Raw genomic sequence first — 22214 nt, forward strand, 5'->3', positions numbered from 1 at the left:
TATGAAAAAACTCTCTATAATTTCTCTTGGTATTTTAGCATCCCTGCAATTGACAAAAGCGCAGGTTATTTCATCCAAAAAGTGGGCAGATCTTTTTTCCTACAATAATGTCTTAGCAATGAAAGAAGACAATGGAAAAATCATTGCAGCCACTCAAAACGGAATATTCTATTATACAATATCAACAGGAGAAATTACGAAGTTATCCAAAGCCAATGGTCTGCACAACATCGGAATTACCGCTTTCGATTATAATCCTCAGACTAAAACAGGGCTTATTGGTTATGAAAACGGATCTATGGATGTGATTACCCCGCAGGAGATCAAATATATTGTTGATATTCCTATTGCTACAGGATATAATGGAGATAAAAAGATTAACCACATTTCTATCACCGGAAATCAGGCTGTCATTTCTGTTGGATATGGAGTTTCCATATTTAACCTTCAGAATAAAGAGTTTGGTGATTCTGCATTTTTCCTGTCCGGTGGTGTTTATCAGGCAAGTAATGAAGCTACGATATTCGGGAATAAAGTATATTCTGTAACAGATACAGGATTGAAAAGTCATCAAATGAATACTACATTTCCTGTATATTCTACCTGGACAACGGAAGCTCCGGGAGCTTTCAAACACATAGATTCAGAATCAGAATTGGTTTATTCAACGGCTACAGCAGCTTATATTTATAACAACGGTACTCCAACACAGCTTCCGACTACTTTTGAAAAAATCAGGGATGTTGTTATGACTTCAAATAGTATTGTGGTTACAGATAACAGAGTATACACTTATGGAATCAACGGAGTATCGCAAAATGCGGTAAGCCTTGGTGAAGAATGTAATACTGCTTTAACAGCTGGTGGAAAGATTTTAGGCGGAACAGTATTATCGGGAATTAAGGATGAAGGGAACAATACTTTTAAACCTTCCGGACCTTACTTCAATTTTGCTTATAATATCAATCTTTTTGATAATAATCAGCTTCTGGTTTCCTCTGGTGCCAGAGCCAATAACTACAACCATCCGTTTATTCAGCCACAAGAACCAGGATTTTATTATTTCAATGGTACAGAGTGGATTTATCCTTCATTTTTCAATAAAAGTAATCCCAATCGTCCCATCTTTATCAACGTATTGGATGCTATTATAAGTCCTTATAACAGTAATGAAGTACTCTTTACCAATTATACAATGTTGGATAACGGGGTATATAAAATGAAATATAATGCTACAAGCAAAGATTTTGAACTGGTAAAATATTATAATCTGGGAGCACAGCCTTACCTCAGACGTCCGGTAGGTTTTGCTGTAGACCCGCAAAATAATCTGTTTGTTTCTTTTGGGTTCAATGATGGAAACCCTTCTATAGGAATCTACGATAAAGCAGCTGATGATTTTCTTATCAAGAAAATAGTTCTTGCCAGTGATGGAATACAAAAGACTATTTACCATGAAAACATGCTATGGACTCCTCTGCCAAGATCTAATAATTTCTGGGTATATGACTATAAAAATGCCACTAATCTTTCTGATGATAATGATTATATCCTGGGAACATCTAATGGATTTAACAGTTCGGGAGGAATTTTATCGGTAGCATTTGATAAGTCCGGAGATGCATGGATCGGTACGGACGGAGGCTTAAGGATTATGCCTAATGCAGCAACAGAAATAAAAAGCGCCCAGCCAAAAGTGGAGCCTATAGTTATAGAGCAGAATGGTTTAGGTGAAGAACTTTTCCGAGAATCCGCAATTCTTCAGGTCGCTGTGGATGCAGGTGATTATAAATGGGTATCTGTTGATGGTGGTGGTGTTTATTACCTGTCTTCAGACGGTCAGAGAACCATAAAACATTTTACAAAAGAAAATTCACCACTCCCTACGAATAGTGTTACTGATATAAAAGTTGATAAGAAAACAGGTAAGGTATATTTTGTGACGTATAATGGTATTGTAACGTATCAGGGAGATGTTGCAGATGTGACATCTAATTTTGGTGATGTGGTAGTATATCCTAATCCTGTTGTTTATTCTAATTTCAAAGGAAAAGTAACGATAAAAGGCCTTGCAGAAAAGACCAATATAAGAATTGTAGATGCTGCAGGAAATGTAGTTCACTCAGCTGTAGCAAGAGGAGGATATTATGAATGGGATCTGAATAATCAGAAAGGAACAAGAGTAGCCTCAGGAATTTATTTTGTCCTGATGACGAATGAAGACGGATCTGATAAAGCTACCGCCAAAATAGGAGTGGTTAATTAATGAATTCACAAAACGGTTTTTTACTTTCATTTATCAAATATGGGGAAAATGATGCTGTATTGCATTGTTTTACAGAAGAAGAAGGTTTCCAGAGCTATTTTCTGAAGGGAATTTATTCCAAAAAGAATAAAAAGAAAGCCTTGCTTCAACCGTTGAGCCAGCTCAATTTTTCTGTAAATCCATCACGAGGCAACGGTATTCCGTCTGTTTCAAAGTTTGAACTGGTAAAAAACAACGACATTTATACAGATATCAAGGTTAATACCGTCATTTTCTTTATCTCAGATTTTCTGAGTCATATTCTTAAACATGAGAATAAAAATATTCCGATCTATTCTTGTATTGATCATCTTATCAGTGAGCTGACCAATAAAAATTATCAGGCACATCTTCTGTTTTTGCTTGCTTTTTTAAAAATTCAGGGTGTTGCACCCTTATTGAGCGAAGGCAGGTTTTTAGATCCGGAAACAGGAACTTTTTCACTGGGAATAAGCCACCAGCTTTTCAATGAAGAAATTTCCATGCTGTGGAAAGAAGCACTTTGTGCAGAAGATTTTTACGCCACAAAAATCCATTCCTCCTTAAGAAAAGATTTCCTTGACAGTCTTTTAGTATACTATCATTACCATATCACGGATTTCAAAACTCCTGCCTCCTTGGAAATTATACAGCAGATATTTGAATAGATAATATTATTCCTTCCCTGTTGCTTTTCCAATATCTTCCGGCATTTCTGTTTCGGATTCTGCCATTTCTTTTTTGGAAAATCTAGGTTGAAGAATCTTAGCAATAAGTCCTGTCCAGCCCGTCTGATGAGAAGCTCCTACTCCACGGCCGTTGTCTCCGTGAAAATATTCATAGAACAAAATATAATCTTTAAAATCAGGATCGGTCTGAAATCTTTCATACTGTCCATGAACCGGGCGTTTACCATTTTCATCCTTTAAAAATATCTTGGCTAATCTCTTGTTTAAGGCATCTGCAATCTGATCCAGGCTAGAATAATTACCGCTTCCTGTAGGATATTCCACTAAAAAATCCGGGCTGTAATAAAAGAAAAAACGCTGAAGGCTGTCAATAATAAGGAAATTGATAGGAAACCACACCGGACCGCGCCAGTTGCTATTTCCACCAAAAAGTCCGCTATCACTTTCAGCAGGTGTATATTTCACGCTGTAATTCGTATCATTTAATGTTAAAGTGTAAGGATTGGTTTCATATTCTTTGGATAAAGCTCTTACTCCGTAATCACTCAGGAATTCATCCGGATTCAACATTCGGTTTAACAGTCTTTTCAAACGATGACCCCGAAGCAGAGACAAAAGGTGTTTGGAATCCTGTCCTTTCACTTCCCATCTTGAAACCAGAGAAGCCAGTTCAGGTTTATTATCCAGCACCCATTTCATTCTTTTCTTGAAATTGGGAAGATTTTCAATCATTTCATCATCGATGACCTCAACGGCAAACATCGGAATTAGTCCGACAATGGTTCTCAATTTCAAATACATATGAGTTCCGTCGCTGGAAGCTATGGCATCATAGAAAAATTCATCCTGCTCATCCCAAAGACTGAAATTCTCATCACCCATATTATCGAGTGAATGCGCAATAGACAGAAAATGTTCAAAGAATTTCATCGCCATCTCTTCATACACCTTATTGTAAAGAGCCAGTTCCAAGGCAATTCTCATCATATTCAGGGCAAACATCGCCATCCAGCTCGTTCCGTCCGACTGCTCCAGCTGTTCTCCGTTGGGTAAAACAGAATTCCGGTCAAAAACCCCAATATTATCAAGCCCCAGGAATCCGCCTTCAAAGATATTATTTCCGTTAAGGTCTTTCTTATTAACCCACCATGTAAAATTCATCAATAACTTTTGGAAAGCACTTTCCAGAAATTCCAGATCGGGTTTATCTTTTAAATATTCATCAATTTTGAATACCCTGAAAACTGCCCATGCATGTACCGGAGGATTTACATCACTGAAATTCCACTCGTAAGCAGGCAGCTGTCCGTTGGGATGCATATACCATTCAAACAGGAAAAGTTTGAGCTGATGTTTTGCAAAATCCGGATCTATCAACGAAAAACTGATGGTATGAAATGCCAGATCCCATGTTGCATACCATGGATATTCCCATTTATCAGGCATGGAAATAATATGTTCATTATTAAGATGCTTCCAGTCGTAGTTTCTTATTTTTTCTCTGGACTTTGGCGGAGGTATTTCGGCAGGATCACCTTTCAGCCATTTTTCCACATTGTAATGGTAAAACATTTTGTTCCAAAGCATTCCGGCAAAAGCCTGTCTTTGTACCAGTTTTTCATCTTCTGAAGCAATTCCTTTCTGAATTTCTGCATAAAACTCATTTGCTTCTTTCTGTCTTTGTTCAAAAAGAATCTCAAAATCTTTAAAAGGTCCTCTTATATCTTTATCTGAAAGCCTGAATTCAAATGTTTTTGATTCTCCGCCTTTAAAATCCTCATCAATAAAGAAAGAAGCTTTGGTTCCAGTATTTTGGGGATTCACAGACTGAGAATTTCCCGTCATCACAAAATTATTAATCCCGTCTTTACAGTATTTTGACTCATTGGAAGATTGGTAAAGCCTTTCATTATTGGTCTCGTTGTTACAAAACAATGTCTTTAAAGATTGTTTTGCATAGACATTTTTAACCTCGATATCCTGATGATTGATTTTAATATGATCTGCATCTTCAGCAGACAATTGTGGTCTATAATCATCATATCCCCAATTCCATGTATTCCTGAACCAGACAGTCGGAAGAATTACCAAAGGTGCTTCTTTTTCGGATTTATTGACTACTGTTAGTCTTACAAGGATATCATTCTGACTTTCTTTTGCATATTCAATAAAGATGTCAAAGTATTCATTGTGATCAAAAATCCCTGTATCAAGCAATTCATATTCAGCTTCCTCTTTTCCTCTTGCAGCATTTGTTTTTATGAGATCTTCATAAGGAAAAGCATTTTGAGGATACTTATACAGCATCTTCATGTAAGAATGCGTAGGGGTGGAATCCAGATAGTAAAAATATTCTTTAACATCTTCACCGTGGTTTCCCTGGCCATTGGTGAGTCCAAAGAACCGCTCTTTAACCATTTTATCTTTTTTATTCCAAAATCCTACAGAAAATACAAGCTTCTGGAGATCATCACAGATTCCACATATTCCTTCTTCACCCCAACGGTAGGTTTTGGCTTCAGCAGTATCATGATTGGTATAGTTCCATGCATCTCCGTTTTCACTGTAGTCCTCACGAACAAGTCCCCATTCACGATTACTGACATAAGGTCCCCATTTTTTCCATGAAACATCTGAAATTCTCTGTTTTTCTGACATAAGTGATAATTATGAATAATGAGTAATAAGCAATGAGTAATATTTAATTTCGTTTCAAGCCCTAAGAACAACCTCAAAACTTTAAACTTTAAACGTTGAATTCCCCTATCCTCCCGTAGAAAAACTTTCAAACGTAGTCATCCCCCCATCTACAAATATGCTGGTTCCTGTGATATAATCTGCAAGGTCACTTGCAAGAAATGCAGCTAAATTGCCAATATCCTGCGGTTGTCCGATTCGGTTATAGGGAATAAGAGTAAGAAGAGAATTGAGGGCTTCCGGAGTGCCCCATGCATTCTGGTTAATCGGTGTCTGAATAGCTCCCGGACAAATGGAATTGACACGGATTTTATCTGCACCATATTCCTGAGCCAATGTCTGCATCAGCATTCTGACTGCACCTTTACTGGAAGCATAATTAGCATGTCCTGCCCATGGAATAATCTCATGTACTGAACTGATATGAATGATTTTTCCACAGGCAACAGACCTTGAAGGATCAATTCCTCTTCTTAGAAATTCTTTAATAGCTTCTCTGGCACAAAGAAACTGTCCGGTCAGGTTGACTCCTATCACAGCATTCCATTGATCCATAGTCATTTCAGTGAATTTCGCATCCTTTTGAATACCTGCATTATTGATCAGAATATCTACCGTTTGTAATTCAGAAACAACATCCTGAAACATCTTCACTACCTGATCTTCTTTGGAAACATCACACTGGTAGGTTATTCCTTTACCTCCCGCATCCGTTATTTCTTTTAAAACAGCTTTAGCTTCTTCTGCAGATCTTTCTGAAGAATGATTAACAATGACTGTTGCTCCTGCTGCTGCCAATGATTTTGCAATTCCTGAACCGATTCCACTGGAAGCTCCTGTGACTACAGCCACCTGATTCTGAAGTGATATTTCCATGTTTTATAATTTGATGTTACTCAAAGTTAGGGAAAGATATCAGCAGATAAAAAATTATGATTTTAAAATTTTATTAAAGTTTTTTGTACATCAGGTATTGAGGTCCGCTTCTTCCTATTCTGGTTTTACCATCATAAATGTATCCTGCCTGAAGATAAATATGGTAAGCAGATTCATTTTTCTGGTTGACAGCAAGTACAATTTCATCACAGCTATTGAAACGGTTTCTAACAAAAGTACCCACTTCAAGCATCGCCGCTTTTCCAATTCCTTTGCCCTGCATTTGGGGATTCACAGAAAGGGAACGCAGTAAAACCGAATTCTCATTATCCGTAAGATCTAATTTATCTTTTCCAAAATCAAGGACAAAAAAACCTACAGGCAGATCACTTTCAAAGATTGTCACGGGAAATGCGTCATCATCATCCCGTTCGCTGATGCTTTGTAAGGCCTGCTGAGCAGTTGCTGTAAATCTCATCTGATTTTCATCCAAAGCATAACTGACTCCGGAAAGATCTTCTGGTTTAAAGAATTCTAAGTGTATCATAGTATTAGTGATGGTAAATATCTTCATACATTACCCCAGCACGTATTTCCACGGGAAGTTTATTTTCCTCAGGAACAATAGGGCAATTGTAATCATAAGCATTGTAAGCACAGAAAGGATGATAGGATTGATTAAAATCAAGCACAATGGTATTTCCTTTCGGGATTTTAAGATCCATATATTTCCCTCCTCCGTAGGTTTCCTTTTCATTGGTAGCATCACGGAACGGAAGGAAGAGATAATCTTTATATTTTTCCTGTTTGATCAAATCCAGACTCTGGTATAAAGTAACGGTATAAGGTTTCCCATCCAGTGTAAATGTTGCTTTTCCGTATTCCTGATAAGATTTTGTTTTTCCTGAAGACGTAGGAAGATCAAAGGGTTTTGTATCTTCTGATTTTACAAATTCTGCAGTAACTCTGTATTTAGCATCAAAAGGAAAGAAAGGATGTTTTTTAAAATTTTTAAAATTATCACCTCTTAATGGAGTTTCTTTTGGATTGAGGTATTCGGCATTAAGTTCTTTCTGAAATTTCTGTACTTCTTTCTCTTCCTTTGACATCTTTTTTTGAGAAAAAACCCATAGTGGAAGCAATAGAAAGAGTATGATATATTTTTTCATGAATTTAAAATTATAAGTAAAACTATGAATTTCCGAAACAATAAAAGTTAAAATTGTAATAAAAAATATAATCTGTTTTAAATAAAATTAACCACTGATAATCTAGCATACTTTTTGAAAAACAAAGCTCATGGACAGAAAAAGTTTCATTAAGACCGGTGTCTTGGCAATATCAGGATTTTATTTTCTTCAATCTGAGTTATTTTATGCTGCAGAAAGAAGAAACAATCAGATAAAGGAATATCACGATGTTCCGATTGTTATTATTGGCAGTGGATATGGAGGTGCTGTATCTGCCCTTCGTCTGTGTGAAGCCGGAAAAAAAGTAGTACTACTGGAGATGGGGCTTAACTGGGAAAAAGCAGGAATTCCCTATTCCAATCTTTTGAAACCCGGGAAAAGTTCTGCATGGTTGAAAAACAAAAGCATTGCTCCTTTTATGAATATTTTTTCGTTAACTCCTTTTACCGGAACATTGGACCGTATGGATTTTGATCATATTAAAATCTGGGTAGGAAGAGGAGTTGGCGGAGGTTCTCTGGTGAATGGCGGAATGGCTGTTACTCCTAAAGAAAGCTATTTTAAAGAAGTTTTTCCAAATCTTGATGCAGAAAAATTTTACAACCATTACTTTCCATTGGTACGGGAAGAACTTAAAGTAAATGTGATTGACGAACAGTTTCTGAAAGACTGTCCTTATTATAAATTCACGCGGGTAGGTGAAGAAGAGGCTCACAAGGCTGGCTTTAAAACGATGAGAGTTCCCAATGTGTATGATTTTAAATACATGGAAAAAGAATTCCGGAATGAAGTTCCCCGCTCGGCTCTTAATACTGAAGTAATCTATGGAAACAATCACGGGAAAAACAGTTTAGATAAAACTTATCTCAAGAAAGCGTTGGAAACAGGAAATTTAGAAATTCTTGATCTCCACCGTGTCCAGACCATTCAATTGAATGATGACAAAAGTTATACATTGAATGTCCAGCAGATTGATACTTCCGGAGCTTTGATTGCCGACAAAGTTTTCCACTGTAAAAAACTGATTCTTTCTGCAGGAACAATGGGCACTTTACAGCTTCTGCTACAATCTCATGCAGAAAACGGATTTCCCATCCATGAAAAGGTTGGTAAAAACTGGGGAAATAACGGAAATTTTATGACGGGAAGAAACTGGGTGAAGCCTTTGTCTGGCGGCACCGGAGCTAAGCAATCCACTATTCCGGTAGGAGGAATTGACAACTGGAATGATCCTGAACATCCGTTTTTCACAGAAATAGCTCCTTTACCTATGGGAATGGATGTTGCTACCGCTTTGTACCTGCTCATCAACAGGGTTGATAAGAAAGGAAAAGTTGCTTATAATAAAACAAGCCAATCTCTTACTTTGAATTGGGATGAGAGCAATACAGCCAAAATGAAAGAAAATGCCCAATATTTTATCCGGAAAATGAATAAAGCCAATGGCGGTACCAGAAGTCATCTTCTTTTCGATAATGGTTTTGGGGCAGATATTTGTTATCATCCGCTTGGCGGGTGCGTTTTAGGAGAAGTTACCAACGAATATGGAAAGCTAAAGGATCATGAAAATTTATATGTTCTTGATGGATCTTTAATTCCGGGAACCATTGGTGTAAACCCGTTTGTAACCATTACAGCCATTGCAGAATATTGTATTGAAAACCTTATTATACAGAATGAATTTGCCTGAAATTAAGGCATTGTCTGTACTTCCTTAAGATAGTTCCGAATATCATCCTCCAGCTTTGCCGGATAGATAAAATGAAGCTTTTCTGCCAGTGAAGTTCCCAACTCATGAACAAGATCTGCAAAAGCAAACAATGCATTCCAGTTTTCTTCAATATTGCTTCCAGAGAATGTTTTTTCTACTTTATTCCATAGATCCTGTGATAAATATTTTTTGAAAAGTCTTCCGTGTTTATTGGTTGTGGTATTTTGCCAGTCATGATTTCCGGCAATATGCCATTCAATCAAAGGGACAAAATAATCTGTACGGAGAATATTTTCAGACATAAACTTGGCGTAAAAAATATCTCCACGCTTCAAGCACTTTGCCACATAGGTTGTATCCCACCAGAAATCATTCATCAGTTGCTGAAATTCTTTTTCCGTTGGCTTCTGAATCATGATAGACTGATACGTTGGTGGTTTCAAATTCTTAGTCAGCTTATCTTTATCTATTAAAACTTTGTATCCTACGTCCCAGTCTTCAGGAAGGTTTTCTTCTTTAATTTCTTCAATAAACTCTGCTGCCTGATACAGTTTAAAGTCAACCTTCACATGGTCTTTGTACAACACCATTTTCATGGCATGTTTTCCGTCAAAAACGCCGTCATCTTCTTCAATCATGGAAATAGGCTCACCAAAGAGTCTGATCCATTCATTTCCGGATTCATAAGATGTCCTGTTTTCAAAAACAAGTTCTACATCAAGATCACTAAAATCATCTACCGGAGCATAAGGATTTACCAATGAACTGGTCAGGAGAACAGCACGGATATCAGGATTGTTTTCAGCCCATTGAATAATCTGTTCCAGCTTTTCTTCCCTTACTTTCATATTAATAAGATTCTGATATTTTCACACGATATACGTCAGAAGAATTTCTCTTGATTGATTCTACAAAAAAGCCTCCTTCCTCAGGAATCACTTCTTTCAGATCAAAACTTTTACAATCTTTCGGAAGCCCGGAAAATATCAAGGTAAACCAAAAGTCTTTCATAAAAGGAACCGGCGTCCAATAGGGCGAAATTGAAATATTTTCTGCATGAATCATTTTGCTTCTATGCTCAGACTGGTTGTCAAAAAGATAGGTCGAATGCCAGATCCTGATCAGGTTTCCCAGAAACGGTGACGCCGGAAAACAACAATGTACAATCACCTGCCTCTCCTCTTCTGTTTTTGCCTGAAGAGATTCCAGGATTTCCTTTGCAATGACTGGTTTTACAATTACTTCCTCCACCTTTTTATGAGTAATAAGTAATGAGCGATGAGTAATAAAGGCTATTACTCATTGCTCATTATTGATGTTAATATTCTAGTTCTAATTTTTCTTTGGTGTAATTTCTTACTTCATGGGTCAGCTCAGGGTTTTCAGCAAGTTTTTGTCCGTAAGAAGGAACCATTTCGAGCAGCTTCCCTTTCCATTCTCCATGTAGTTTTTCAGGGAAACATTTTTCCAGCACGTTCAGCATGGCATAGACTGCAGTGGAAGCACCCGGTGAAGCTCCCAATAAAGAAGCAATAGTTCCAGACTTGTTCACCACTACTTCAGTTCCGAATTCCAGCTTACCTCCTTCTTTTTCATCTTTTTTGATGATCTGAACTCTCTGTCCTGCTACTTTCAGTTCCCAGTCTTCTTCTTTAGCATCCTTGATAAACTCTCTCAAATGCTGCATTCTCTGAGATTTCGTCATGGCAACCTGTTGAATAAGATATTTCGTTAGTGGAATATTGTGCCACCATGCTCCGAAAAGTGATTTTAAGTTTTTCGTATTAACACTTTCAGGAAGATCAAGATAGCTTCCTTCTCTTAAAAATTTGGTTGAAAATCCTGCAAAAGGTCCGAAAAGAAGTGCTTTTTTCCCATCAATGATTCTAAGATCAAGGTGCGGAACGGACATTGGCGGAGCATCTACCGTAGCCTGAGTATATACTTTAGCATGGTGCTTTTCTACCAACTCCTGATTATGGCTGACCAACCACTGACCAGAAACCGGAAAACCTCCGTATCCTTCACTTTCTTTAATATCTGAACTATCCAGTAGTGGAAGTGCATAGCCTCCTGCCCCAATGAATACAAAATCTGCTACCACTTCCTGTTTGTGGCTATGAATTCTGTCCTTCACTTTCATTTCCCATTTACCACTTTCTCTCGGACTGATATCTTTCACTTCGTGGTATAAGAAAACCTCAACATTGGAATCTTCCAGAAGATGTCTTCCCATTTTTCTTGTCAGTGTTCCGAAGTTCACATCCGTTCCCATATCCATCTTCGTTGCAGCCATTACTTCAGACTGATTTCTTTTGCTCATCACCAAAGGAATCCATTCTTTCAGCTTTTCATGATCTGTAGAAAATTCCATTCCTGAAAAAAGAACAGATTCCGCCATCTTATCATGACGTTTTCTAAGATATTCAGCATCTTTTTCTCCGAATACCAGACTCATATGTGCACATGAATTGATAAATTCTTTGGGCTCATGAATATATCCTTTGGTAATCAGATAAGACCAGAATTGTTTTGAAATTTCAAACTGCTCTGCAATGCTTTCTGCCTTGGAAATATCAATAGATCCGTCTGGCTTTTCAGGGGTATAATTTAGCTCACAAAAAGCGGAATGTCCTGTTCCGGCATTGTTCCATGCAGCTGTACTTTCTTTGGCAAATCTTCCTAGTCTTTCGAAGATCGCGATTTCAAGATTTGGATCAAATTCATGAAGCAGCGTTGCTAAAGTGGCGCTCATGATTCCGCCGCCTATCAGTACAACGTCGTATTTAGGTTTCGGTGTTCTGCTTGTAAGCGATTGTGACATAATTTTAAAATTTTACTTCAAATTTCGGGAAAAGTTTTAAAAACCGGAACGATTTTAACACGTTATTTTTTAGTTCAAAACACTTATTGAGTACACAACAAAAAACCATGGAAAATTTCAATAAAGTACCATTGAAATGATTGATAATGTAAAATATCTCCTTATAAAAATATTAATTTTTTATTTTTTTATTTCACTGAATGGTAACTAATTGATGAACTATTGAAGGATAAAATTTTATAAAAATTTAAGTTTATTTAAGTTCATCATATTAAATACTGCAACCATAACCATTTACGTCATTTTATTTTATCAACAATAAGTGATAAATAATTACACTAAAAATATTAAATATCACTTTTTATTGATAAATAAATAATTTTACAGACGCAATTCTACACATACCACATTGAACAACTGTTTTTTTTACGTACCTTTCAATTGATTTAATACCTATTCCAACAAGTATTTAATTAAAATTATTTCATAAACATACTAAAGATGAGAATTATTAACTTCGTGAGTACATTGTTCGCGACAATGGGATTTGCCCAGAGCGGAAGTGTAGGAATCAACACGTCCACACCGGACCCCAGTGCTATTCTGCACATTGAGAATTTCAGTGGAACACCTGCCACAGCTACCGCCACCATTTCGGGAGGTGCTGTTACCGGAATTACCATCAACAACGGAGGTAGTGGTTATACTTCCGCACCAACAATTAATTTTTATGGAGGAGGATCTGTCGTGAACGGAGGTTCAAAAGCCCGTGCTACAGCAGTTATTTCCAATGGTCAGCTTACAGGTATAACGATTAACAACGGAGGTAGTGGCTATACCACAGCTCCCACGGTAACCGTTTCCGGAGGTAATAAAGGAGTATTATTCCCCAACCTTAATATTGCTAACCTGACCAGTACAACGAGCCCTGTCACTTCTCCTGCCAATGGACTCATTGGATTCAATGGAGGAACTAACAGTAACAACAAAGCTCTTCATTTTTTTAATAGTACTACCAATTCATGGCAAAGCACAATTGATGCACAAAACACTCCCAAAGTTGCCTATCTTGATTTTACTGGATCACTATCTGCTCTTGACAATGCCATCGCGGGTGCCAGCACTCAGCTTATGGTAAATAATCCTGCGGTTTCAGGGGTATCAAATATCAGTGGATTTAAAGTTCTTCCGAACACTTCCGGAGGATATTCTTTGATTCTTCCACAGGGAAATTATCTGGTAGAGGTTAACCTGAATTTAAATTCACCTCAGGAAAGCCCATCGGGACAGGGAGGAACTGCTCCACTTTCCGGGAGTACTTATTACCTAATGGGATATTTTATAGATTTCATCAACGATACCTATAATAATACAACGAATACTTTTACCGGAGGAGGTGCTACAAGGAAAGAAGTTCCTATTGTTTCTAAAGTCAGCACCAACCATCTTGCAACCTGGTCCTATTATTACACCGTTCCTGCTAATGCGAATGCCAACATTATAGGAGGCTTAAGATTAAATCTTGGAAGAATGCAAAACAGTACATTCTACGATCTCGTGAATGTAATTCCTACCGGTTCTTATATTAAAATATCTCAGTTATAAAAAACAATCAACATATGAAAAAAAGTTATATTCTGCTATTATTGATTATAGCCCAGACCATATATGCACAGGTTGCTATTGGAAAAACTTCAGTCAACAGCTCAGCTGTTCTGGATGTTTCGCAGACTACCAATAAAGGAGTACTTCTTCCAAGAGTAGATATTGTAGATGTTTTGAGTAATACCTCTCCGGTAAATAATCCGGCAGAAGGGCTGGTTGTTTATAATAAAGGGAACTCCATTAGTCCCGGTCTTTATATCTGGAAAAACAATATGTGGACTCAGCTTTCTGATACGTATAACCTTGTAAGTTATATGATGCTCCAACGCACCTCTGATTATTCAATACTTGGAGGTCTTGCCAACGGTACATACAAAAATTTCAACGATGCTGCATTTACTGTTGTATCTAATGATATCGGAGCTTTATACAATACTTCTACAGGAATTATCACACTTCCCGGAAACAGTGGTTATCTGGTGAATGTATGTCTGAATATCAGAACAGCTCTTGAAAGCACTACTGCCGGAATCGGAGGAACTTCTGTTCATTTGCATCAGTATCTTGTAAAACTTATTGATCCGTCCAGCGGAAATCAATATGGTAAAACAATTAGTATCAACGCCCAATCGATTGCTAGTAATAAGACCCATACCCTGAATATGAGTTTCTCTTTTGTAACTACTTCAGCAGCTCCTATTCTTTTAGTTCCTGCCATTGCTCATGATGCCGGAGGAACTTACCAAAATGGATCCGGAGGAACAACTCCTAATAACGGAGAAATCATCATCACAAATGCTAAAGTTGATATTCAAAGATCAGCCCTTAATCAATAATCAATTGCACAATGAAAACATCTATTTACATAATCTGTATGATACTGTTAAGCATTTTCTCAAATGCACAAGTTGGTATTAATACAAACACACCCAATTCGAGCAGTGTTCTGGACATTAGTTCTTCCAATAAAGGAGTTCTTTTTCCTCAATATGACCTGCTTGTTCTGAATAGTACCTCCACTCCCATTGCTAATCCTACGGACGGACTTATTATTTACAATAACGGAGGAGCATCTACTTTTCCGAAAGGATATTATGTTTGGGTAAGAAATCAATGGCAGCGTATTGTCGTTTCCGGTTCTGAACCTCAGATTATGTCTCTCCTCATCAGTTCGGGAGTACTTATCCCTACTGGAAGTACGAATAATACGTTAGGAAACTTTGCCGTTACTTCGAATAAAATTACAGGAGCTTCACTAGGGGCAGATAATTCCACGATTACCCTGCCTGCCGGAACTTATATTGTACGGTATTCTGTGGATTCCAGCAATGCGAATAATAACAACGGAACAGCCAACACTCAGTATCTTTCCCAGAATTTCACCTGTACCCGTTCTTACCTGATTAACTCCGCTACTACAGCAACGATTACGGAAACCAACAGAATGTGCCAGCTATCAAGCTCTTTTACATTCTTTCAGGGAAGTTATTTTTTAACATTGGCAGCTCCAACAACGATCCGTCAGAAGTTCGAATTTGATACAGGAAATGGTTTCACCGCCAGTAATCTTAATGTCAGATCATCATTATCACTTGTCATTACCAAGATGAGTCTATAAAAAAACTTAAGCATGAAAAATGCTTAAGTTTCATTATTTATGTTTAACAGGACTTTAATTTTTAAAGTCCTGTTTTTTAATTCAATTTTGCGGTCAATTTTTTAAACTGCTTTTCAGCATTTTTCCCTTCATACAAAATAGCATATACGGTATCAATAATCGGAAGTTTAAGATTTTTCTGTTTTGCCGTTTTATAAATGGAATCTGCAGCGTAATATCCTTCTGCTACCATGTTCATAGACTGAATGGCAGATTTCACGGTATATCCTTTCCCAATCAGGTTTCCAAGGTTTCTGTTTCTTGAGAAAAGTGAATATGCCGTTACCAAAAGGTCACCCAGGTAGGCACTTTCATTTACATCTCTTGGTGCTTCATAAATCGCTTCCAGGAATGTTTCCATTTCACGGATCGCATTGGAAACAAAAACAGCTGTAAAGTTATCACCATAGCCCAATCCACTTGCTATTCCTGCTCCTATGGCAAAAATGTTTTTAAGGATTGCACTATATTCATTTCCTAAAATATCTTTGCTTGTATGAACTTTAATAAAATCTGAACTGAAGATTCCTTCAAGTTTTTCAGCAGTCTCATCTTCTACGGTCGCAATAGTAAGATAAGAAAGTCTTTCCATAGCCACCTCTTCGGCATGACATGGCCCTGCAATAACGGCCTGGTTTCTGAAACCAATTTTAAATTCATCACGCAGATAATGCGCTACCACATCATTTACTTTAGGAATAATTCCTTTAATTGCTGAAATAAAGATCTTATCTGAATATTCACAGGTCATTTTATCCAACGTATCAGACAGATAGATAGACGGTGTTGCCAGAACAATAACATCACAGGCAGTAACCAGTTCGTTGATATCTGTTGTCAGTTTTAAACTTTTAAGATTAAAATGGGCAGCCGTAAGATAAGTTGGGTTGTGTCCACGAAGCTCAATAGCTCCTTTTACAAATTCACTTCTTACACACCAGTGTACTACTTTGCAGTTTTCAACAAGCATTTTTACGATAGCGGTTGCAAAACTTCCGCTTCCTACAACTCCTACAGAAATATCCTTTTTATTCTTTTTTGGATTCGAAGATTCTGAAATAATTTTCTTTTTAGCCATAATTGGAATGTGAACTGCAAAGATATTAAAACAAAGACGTAACGCGGGCTTTGAAACTATGATAAAAGCCATTTTCTGAAAAAATTAACACTACAACACAATTAAATAGCTAATTAGCCGTTAAATACAGAAAAAACTGAATTTTAATTAAAAATAACTCACAAAGCTTATTTTTAATTAAATTTGCAGCTTCAAAACCGTTTTAACTTACTAAGAGAAGAAATATGAAAAAATTTCTAAACAGCAAGAAGAACGTAAACATTCTCTTGGGAGGACTTTTACTAGTAGTTTTTGCACAAGGTGTATTCATTGCGAAGCTCTTTTCTGAAAGAGATGACAAAACCTACGAAGTAAACCTTGTAAAAATAAACACTGAAAAAGACAGTGTAGATTATCTAAAAATGAAAACTGATCTTACTCTTGTAGATCAAACCGTTGCTCAGCTCAACTCCTTCCTGAAGTCCAAAGACATCACCAATGAAAAACTAATGATGCTCAACCAGGACAGTATTTCAAACTCTATTTATCTTTCCAAACAGGCCAACCGATACAGCCAGTATTTAATGGATCTTCAGAAAAAACTGATGCAGGTTCCATTAGGAATGCCTACTGATGGTTATATTTCCTCTAATTTCGGGATAAGAAAAAATCCTATTCCTTTCAAAACTGTTTTTGCTTCGGTAAGATCAAGTGCAGCAACAGAGGCAAAACCAACAGTAGTGGCAGCAGCTAAGCCTGAAGTAAAAGCTGAACCTGTGGAGAAAATTATAGAACTTACAGACAGCTATGGAAATAAGAGAGAAGTAAAAGTAATGGTTACCCCAAAAGCGGCTCCTGTAGCTGCAACTTCTGCTCCTGCAACGACAACCAAAGCTGCTTCCGGAACGCCTGCAACTAAAACTGCTGTTGCTGAAAAAAACAATCCACCTGCTGAAGCTGATCAGATGCAATTCCACAAAGGACTGGATATTGCTGTTGCCTATGGTTCTGATGTAAGAGCTGCTGCCACCGGAACAATCATTTTTTCCGGACAAAAAGGAGGCTATGGAAACTGTGTAATTGTTTCGCATGGAAACGGACTGGCTACTTTATATGGCCATTTATCTCAGCTTGTTGCAAAAGTAAATGATAAAGTAAAAGTAGGTCAGGTAATTGCAAAATCCGGAAATTCCGGACGCTCTACAGGTCCTCATCTTCATTATGAAGTACACAAAAACAATACTCCGATTAACCCGAAATTGTTTATGAATCTATAAAAAGAAAACTGTCTCTTATGAGGCAGTTTTTTGGTTTTAAAAAATAGAGTATTCATTTAAAGGCCTTTTTTAAACACGAAGAACACGAATAGTTTCACGAATGTCACGAATCACGAATATAATGCTCATGATCATAGATCTGCAGAATCTGTAAAATCTGCGAGAGATTATTTTAACACAAAGTTTTTAATTTCCCTTCTTTGCTTTTAAGGAGGTAAGGTTGGAATCAGCAAGCTGATTTAACGAAGCTTTAAGGATATTTTGATTGTTAATTCTTATGATATAAAAAAACAGCTGCCCATGCAGCTGTTTTTTATTTTAAGACTTTAAGCGTTCCTTTTGGATGGGTAAATGTACCGTCCGGACCAGCAATATTTGAATAAATGATATTTTTATTATAATCCTGAATATGGGTTACATTGAAACCAAGATGGGGCTCATGCCAGTAAACCATAAAAACATTCTTTGCCACTTCTACAGCAGTATATTCTACCGTATCTGTACTGTTTTTTGAACTTCCGGCTGTTCCTGTGAACGTCATGGTTTTATTATCTTTAAAATCAAGAAGGAATTTTACCTCTCCAAAGTCCACTTCCACTTTCTGTCCGATTGCCGGATATGGTGACTTAAGATCCCAATCCATTTCTTTAAGATAAACTTTTACTCCCATTTCAAGTTCTTCTTTTCCTGGCAGATTAGGGTATTTTTTTACCATGAAATCTACAATAGCAGATGTAGTTTTGTTTTCGGTAACTGCCTGTTTATAATTTTCCAGATAGCTTTTCACAAAATCAAGAGATTGTGGTGATGTGGAAAGTTCTGCAAAATGAGAAGGAACTACTTGCTGTGGTTTCAGTGCTTTCATAGCATCAATCTGTTCTATCCATTGATCAATTGCTTTTACATTCTGAGTATCTGCCATCCAGAGATGTGAACCAACGGAAACTGAAATACCGCCTACAATAGTTTTGATGGAAGGAATCCAAAGAAAGCTATGTGCAGGATCTTCCGGATTTTGTCTTATTTCAATTTTGTTTCCTTCAAGATCAGGAATTGACGTAACAGCTTCAGGAATTATAATTTCTATTGGTGCATCTGCTTTCAATTGTGGTTTCCACACTCCCATTTTATCATCTTTTGATGCTGATATAAGGTAAGCAGTCTGTGCCGTTGAAATAATTTTAGCATTAGGAAAAGCTTTTTTAATCACATCCAATCCAAAATAGAAGTCAGGATCACTATGAGAAATAAAAACCGTTTTCAGGTTTTTTCCTGTTGCTTTTATTTCTTTAACCAGCTGTTCTGCATATTGTTTCTGAAACTGAGCATCCACCAATATAGCATCTTTATCTCCATAGATAATAGTTGACGTAATAGGAAAAATAGCCTTGGTTCCCGGATTATAAACTTTCACTTTGAGATTCCCCGCAAATATGCTGATGAATCCCAACAGTGCTAATAACGACCATAATTTTTTTTGTATCATTTCTGTTCTTTTATCGATTAGTAAGCTGCTGTGAAACGTTCACGAATGTGATTATTCTGCTCTAATTCGTCTACTAAAACTACGGCTACATCTTCTACAGAAAGACGGCTTCTTCCGTTTTCATCAAACACTGGAGTTTCTAATGAGGTTCTGTATTTTCCTGTTCTTTCCCCTACGTTCGCCTGATTCATTTCTACAGCTGGGCTGAAGAATGTCCAATCCAACGTATTATTTTCTTTAATTTTGTTTAAATAATCTCTTGCTGCTGTTGCACCAGGTTTGTAAGCTTCCGGGAAATCAGGAGTATCTACGATTTGTACATGATCAGGTGTGTAAAGACTTCCTGCCCCACCTACTACAATCAGTCTTTTTACTCCTGACTGTTCTACCGCTTTTTCAATGTTCTCGGAACCGTTTAAAAAATCGTTGTAAAGATTAGGATTCGTCCATCCTGCATTGAATGTACTGATTACAGCATCACTTCCTTTCAATGCTTCAGCCAGTTCATTTACATTGTTTACATCAACACTTTTTGCTGTCACATTCTCCTGTGTTTTTACTTTTGATGCATCTCTTACCAATGCTTCTACTGCGTATCCTCTGTCTGCTAATTCTGATACTACGTGTGCTCCTACAAATCCTGTTGCACCGATTACTGCTACTTTTTTCATAATGTTTTATTTTTAATTAAATTGTAATAAATTTTGTTACATTTAAGGATAAAAAATTTTATTCAAACTGGTCAGTGAATTCTTGTAATGACTTGTTTCCTAAAAAGTTTACCACCAAACGATCTGTTTCTTCAAATAAAGTATTTAAATGATTGTTAATCTCCTTACCAACACTGCATGCGGGATTGGGATTCTGATTTTTTTTGCCTAATACTTCTGTATTTTTTACTGCTTTATAGATCTCAGAAATAGTGATCATTTCAGCATTTTTTGCAAGCTGGCTCCCTCCTTCTTTTCCTTGTCTGCTGATAATCAGACCTGCTTCTCTCAATACGCTGATCTCCTTTCGGATAATCACCGGATTCACATTGATACTACCAGCCATCCAGTCAGAAGTAAGCCACTCCTGAGGGCTTTTCGCCAATAATGTCATAATATGTACTGCCGTAGCAAATCTTGTATTGTTCATTGTAATTACGTTGCAAAGATATACATTTTTCAACTGTAACAAAATTTATTACAGTTAAATTTTTCTTAAAGGATTAATTTATCCAGATCAAGCAACAAATAATTGATGTTTTGATTGATGGTACGGGTAGCCGACTGCATTTGATTCAGCATGGCTGCACGGTTGTGAAGATCATCGGCTCTGTAAAGCCCGCCATCACTGAAAATCACAGACTTATCTGCTACTTCTTTATTGTCATCAAACTGATAGTGAAGCCATCTTAGTTTCATGTTTCCGATAATGGAATGTTCTTCTCTATTGGAAAACTTTTTCTCTGTGTACATATACCAGATAAAAGGAGGAAAATTGGGTGATTCCAGTTTTTCTCTCCAGATATCCCTCAAAAGGTTTCTCTGATGAATAAACTCAACCTTTTTTCCTTTTGGATTAAGAGTTGCCAATCCAAAACCTGCTCCCAGAACCCCTCCGCCTATATCGATGGCGTTACTCCAGCCTTCATCATGTACAATTCCTCCTGCGATGGAAGCTGCCGCTCCTGCAATTATGGAATATAAAATAAGCTTGTTATTTCTTGATGAGTTGAGATTATCTACATAATTTCCAATCTGGGCTACTCTTTCTCCTTCACAGTCAAATTCTGCAGCGACAGCATCTAATTCTGTAAGAGCAATCGTTATTTTACTGTTTATTTTTGTCTTCAGCTGTAAAACTTTAACCTGAGAAGCAAGGGATGAATCTTTTTTAAGATCTATAATCTCATGAACCTCATCTAAATTATCCAGTGCGTTTAAGATGAGGATACTTTGGTCAGAAAAGACTTCTTTTAATTCTTTATTGGCTGCTAAGATAGAGTCAGAATTATACGACGGAAGTTTATTGCTGTAGTTATATTTGAACGGAGCTTTACAATAACTGTCTTTCAGCGTGAGAATATTCTGCTGAATAGCCTGATTCTTCCTGGAAACACAGGAAGTAAGAAGCCCGAAAACAATCAAAAGGTAAAAAAGTTTTTTCATTCAGTCATTTTTTTGTGCAGGATTGATATATTGTATTTCATTCATTTTCCTCTTCTTCTTTACAATTATCAATACGAATATAGCACAAATAAAAAAATTTACCTGAAATCAGGTAAATTTTTAATCTATTTTTAAGAAGGATTATTTTTTAATGTCCAGCAATTCAACTTCGAAAACAAGAGTACTGTTGGGTCCGATTTCTTTGCTGATTTCCTGATCTCCATACGCTAAGTGTGGAGGAATAATCAATCTCCACTTGCTTCCGACAGGCATCAACTGAAGAGCTTCCGTCCATCCTGAAATCACTCTGTTCAAAGGGAAAGATGCTGGTGTGCCTCTTTTTACAGAGCTGTCAAATACTTTCCCGGAAATGGTAGTTCCGTGATAGTGGCACTTTACAGTAGATTTAGGGCCTGGTTTTGCACCGTCACCTTCTGTAATGATTTCATATTGCAAGCCGCTTGGTAACTGCACAACGCTTTCTCTTTTACCATACTCTTCCATATATTCTTTACCATCTTTCAGGTTCTTTTCTGCTAATTCTTTTTTACGTTTAAATAACATATCTGCTACTCCCATATTATAATTTTTTACAAAGATAAGGCTTTTTTAAGCTTGGAAGATGGAAGCTCGAGGATGGAAGTTCAAAAATCAAGTCTTTCAACATTCAACAAGATCTAATTAATTCATTCTTATTAAAAACAA

Annotated in this window: 20 protein-coding genes; 7 read left to right on the top strand and 13 right to left on the bottom strand. The window is 37.0% G+C overall.

The features are described from left to right. Position 1: 1 nt before the first annotated feature. Together porZ and recO are read left to right on the top strand one after the other, a co-directional pair. Positions 2–2266 carry a type IX secretion system anionic LPS delivery protein PorZ gene (gene porZ / locus REB14_RS06750; protein WP_309521822.1) on the top strand — a complete coding sequence of 755 codons (2265 nt, stop codon included), beginning with the start codon at positions 2–4 and terminating at the stop codon, positions 2264–2266. Beyond that, entirely contained in the window at positions 2266–2952 is a 687-nt protein-coding gene (gene recO, locus REB14_RS06755; RefSeq protein WP_079240535.1) for a DNA repair protein RecO, read from the top strand. The genes porZ and recO overlap by 1 nt, the downstream gene beginning before the upstream one ends. A gap of 6 nt (positions 2953–2958) precedes the next feature. Here the strand turns inward: recO and REB14_RS06760 are convergent, their stop codons facing one another. The 4 genes from REB14_RS06760 to REB14_RS06775 all read right to left on the bottom strand — a co-directional run bounded on the left by REB14_RS06760 (position 2959) and on the right by REB14_RS06775 (position 7655). Further along, entirely contained in the window at positions 2959–5631 is a 2673-nt protein-coding gene (locus tag REB14_RS06760; protein WP_309521823.1) for an MGH1-like glycoside hydrolase domain-containing protein, read from the bottom strand. 105 nt (positions 5632–5736) lie between these two features. Further along, on the bottom strand, positions 5737–6546 hold the full coding sequence (locus REB14_RS06765; RefSeq protein ID WP_309521824.1) for a glucose 1-dehydrogenase: 810 nt from the start codon (positions 6544–6546) through the stop codon (positions 5737–5739). 73 nt (positions 6547–6619) lie between these two features. Further along, entirely contained in the window at positions 6620–7093 is a 474-nt protein-coding gene (locus REB14_RS06770; RefSeq protein WP_238594354.1) for a GNAT family N-acetyltransferase, read from the bottom strand. 4 nt (positions 7094–7097) lie between these two features. Further along, complete coding sequence (locus REB14_RS06775; protein ID WP_309521825.1) at positions 7098–7655, bottom strand: DUF1684 domain-containing protein; 558 nt, start codon at positions 7653–7655, stop codon at positions 7098–7100. A 190-nt stretch (positions 7656–7845) separates the two neighbouring features. Here REB14_RS06775 and REB14_RS06780 point away from each other — a divergent pair, with 190 nt between their 5' ends. After that, positions 7846–9426 (top strand): GMC family oxidoreductase N-terminal domain-containing protein, encoded by a 1581-nt coding sequence (locus REB14_RS06780; RefSeq protein ID WP_309521826.1) that lies wholly within the window; start codon positions 7846–7848, stop codon positions 9424–9426. A gap of 2 nt (positions 9427–9428) precedes the next feature. On the opposite strand, the gene REB14_RS06785 is transcribed toward REB14_RS06780, so the two are convergent. From REB14_RS06785 to mqo, 3 genes are all read right to left on the bottom strand, one after another. Continuing rightward, positions 9429–10295, bottom strand: coding sequence for an AadS family aminoglycoside 6-adenylyltransferase (locus tag REB14_RS06785; protein ID WP_309521827.1), 867 nt, complete (start codon positions 10293–10295; stop codon positions 9429–9431). Between the two features lies 1 nt (position 10296). After that, the gene (locus REB14_RS06790; RefSeq protein ID WP_034693615.1) at positions 10297–10698 is read right to left on the bottom strand and encodes a hypothetical protein; all 402 of its coding nucleotides are present in this window, start codon (positions 10696–10698) and stop codon (positions 10297–10299) included. Between the two features lie 67 nt (positions 10699–10765). Further along, on the bottom strand, positions 10766–12271 hold the full coding sequence (gene mqo / locus REB14_RS06795; protein WP_079240529.1) for a malate dehydrogenase (quinone): 1506 nt from the start codon (positions 12269–12271) through the stop codon (positions 10766–10768). 501 nt (positions 12272–12772) lie between these two features. Here mqo and REB14_RS06800 point away from each other — a divergent pair. Genes REB14_RS06800 through REB14_RS06810 form a run of 3 tightly spaced genes read left to right on the top strand, consistent with a single transcriptional unit; the run spans position 12773 to position 15494 of the window. Beyond that, positions 12773–13876, top strand: a complete 1104-nt coding sequence (locus REB14_RS06800; RefSeq protein ID WP_309521828.1) for a hypothetical protein — start codon at positions 12773–12775, stop codon at positions 13874–13876. A gap of 14 nt (positions 13877–13890) precedes the next feature. Continuing rightward, positions 13891–14712: a hypothetical protein gene (locus REB14_RS06805; protein WP_309521829.1), complete on the top strand. Its 822-nt coding sequence runs from the start codon at positions 13891–13893 to the stop codon at positions 14710–14712. Positions 14713–14750: 38 nt separating this feature from the next. Further along, complete coding sequence (locus tag REB14_RS06810; RefSeq protein ID WP_079240526.1) at positions 14751–15494, top strand: hypothetical protein; 744 nt, start codon at positions 14751–14753, stop codon at positions 15492–15494. Positions 15495–15570: 76 nt separating this feature from the next. On the opposite strand, the gene REB14_RS06815 is transcribed toward REB14_RS06810, so the two are convergent. Next, positions 15571–16611 (bottom strand): NAD(P)H-dependent glycerol-3-phosphate dehydrogenase, encoded by a 1041-nt coding sequence (locus tag REB14_RS06815; RefSeq protein WP_079240525.1) that lies wholly within the window; start codon positions 16609–16611, stop codon positions 15571–15573. 224 nt (positions 16612–16835) lie between these two features. Here REB14_RS06815 and REB14_RS06820 point away from each other — a divergent pair, with 224 nt between their 5' ends. After that, complete coding sequence (locus REB14_RS06820; RefSeq protein WP_309521830.1) at positions 16836–17867, top strand: M23 family metallopeptidase; 1032 nt, start codon at positions 16836–16838, stop codon at positions 17865–17867. A gap of 313 nt (positions 17868–18180) precedes the next feature. Here the strand turns inward: REB14_RS06820 and REB14_RS06825 are convergent, their stop codons facing one another. The 5 genes from REB14_RS06825 to bamJ form a co-directional block, all read right to left on the bottom strand. Further along, positions 18181–19353 (bottom strand): MoaF-related domain-containing protein, encoded by a 1173-nt coding sequence (locus tag REB14_RS06825; RefSeq protein ID WP_309521831.1) that lies wholly within the window; start codon positions 19351–19353, stop codon positions 18181–18183. 17 nt (positions 19354–19370) lie between these two features. Continuing rightward, entirely contained in the window at positions 19371–20024 is a 654-nt protein-coding gene (locus tag REB14_RS06830) for an NAD(P)-dependent oxidoreductase (protein WP_309521832.1), read from the bottom strand. Positions 20025–20082: 58 nt separating this feature from the next. Continuing rightward, on the bottom strand, positions 20083–20493 hold the full coding sequence (locus tag REB14_RS06835) for an Rrf2 family transcriptional regulator (RefSeq protein WP_079240521.1): 411 nt from the start codon (positions 20491–20493) through the stop codon (positions 20083–20085). A 65-nt stretch (positions 20494–20558) separates the two neighbouring features. Beyond that, entirely contained in the window at positions 20559–21509 is a 951-nt protein-coding gene (locus REB14_RS06840; RefSeq protein ID WP_079240520.1) for a hypothetical protein, read from the bottom strand. Positions 21510–21650: 141 nt separating this feature from the next. After that, positions 21651–22088: a BamJ family beta-barrel-assembly machinery protein gene (bamJ, locus tag REB14_RS06845; protein ID WP_079240519.1), complete on the bottom strand. Its 438-nt coding sequence runs from the start codon at positions 22086–22088 to the stop codon at positions 21651–21653. Between the last annotated feature and the right edge of the window lie 126 nt (positions 22089–22214).

It is taken from the genome of Chryseobacterium metallicongregator, from assembly GCF_031324065.1.
Lineage (GTDB): Bacteria > Bacteroidota > Bacteroidia > Flavobacteriales > Weeksellaceae > Chryseobacterium > Chryseobacterium metallicongregator.